Origin of the sequence: Desulfosarcina cetonica JCM 12296, from assembly GCF_001311845.1 — a bacterium.
Taxonomy (GTDB): Bacteria; Desulfobacterota; Desulfobacteria; order Desulfobacterales; family Desulfosarcinaceae; genus Desulfosarcina; species Desulfosarcina cetonica.
The window spans coordinates 1-1,057 of sequence record NZ_BBCC01000477.1 but is presented as its reverse complement, the minus strand read 5'-3'; the positions used below and the strand labels follow the sequence as shown (position 1 = coordinate 1,057).

Here is a 1,057-nt window from a genome sequence, read left to right as displayed (position 1 = left end):
CGGCAGCCATGTCCGTGCCGTCCAGGTAGCACTCGATGGACTCGGCTGCCTCCTTGCCCGCCGCGATGGCGCCGATGGCCACCCAGGGGCCGCTTTGCAGGTCGCCGCCGGCAAATACGCCCGGTCGACCGGTGGCGTAGGTTACCGGATCCACTTCCGTGGTGCTCCAGCGCGTGAATTCGACGCCCTCGACATCCTCGATGGCCGACAGGTCCGGGCGCTGGCCGATGGCCGGGATGATCTGGTCCACGTCAAGGTCGTACTCGCTGCCCGGCACCGGTACCGGACGACGTCGGCCGGAGGAATCCGGCTCGCCCAGTTCCATGCGGATGCAGCGCAGGCCGCTTACCTTACCGCCCTCGGTCAGGATCTCCTGGGGCGCGGCCAGATAGGTGATCGCGGTTCCTTCGGTCTCGGCGGCCTGGATCTCCTCTTCCCAGGCCGGCATCTCGGCGCGGGTGCGGCGGTAGATGATCTGCACCGTCTCGGCGCCCAAACGCACCGCCGAGCGGGCCACGTCGATGGCCACGTTGCCGCCGCCGATGATGGCCACATGCTTGCCCACGGGCGCCTTGCCGGTGAGGTTGACCTCACGCAGAAAGTCCACGCCCTGGCGCACGCCCGCGGCCTTTTTCGCCGGGAACGCCCAAGGTGATGCCCTTGTGGGCCCCCAGGGCCAGGTAGACCGCCTTGAACCCCTGATCCAACAGGCTGTCCACGGTCAGATCGCCGCCCAGGGGCGTATTGGTTTTCAGTTCCACGCCCATGTTGGTGATGATCTCGATCTCCTGGTCCAGGATCTCGGGCGCAGCCGGTGATCGGGAATACCCACGCGCAGCATGCCGCCGGCCTTGGGCAACGCTTCGTAAATCGTGCTCAGGATGCCCCGGCGGGCCAGATGATAGGCCGCGGAGAGACCGGCCGGGCCGCTGCCGATGATGGCCACGCGCTCCTGGCGCTGTTCGGCCATGGGGATCTCGATCGTGCGCGGATCGACCTGATCGGCGGCCAGGCGCTTGAGTTCACGGATGGCCACCGGCTGATCCACCTCGCAGCG

The 1,057-nt window shown here is 67.8% G+C and carries 3 protein-coding genes; all 3 read right to left on the bottom strand.

The genetic code is table 11. The features are described 5' to 3' along the window. Window positions 1–619 (bottom strand): FAD-dependent oxidoreductase (locus JCM12296_RS46800; protein ID WP_246805348.1); only part of this gene is annotated, 619 nt, incomplete at its 3' end. Next, entirely contained in the window at window positions 591–767 is a 177-nt protein-coding gene (locus tag JCM12296_RS46795; protein ID WP_246805346.1) for a hypothetical protein, read from the bottom strand. The genes JCM12296_RS46800 and JCM12296_RS46795, both read right to left, overlap by 29 nt. Then, a partial coding sequence (locus JCM12296_RS46790; protein ID WP_246805344.1) for an FAD-dependent oxidoreductase occupies window positions 752–1,057 on the bottom strand: 306 nt, incomplete at its 5' end. The genes JCM12296_RS46795 and JCM12296_RS46790, both read right to left, overlap by 16 nt.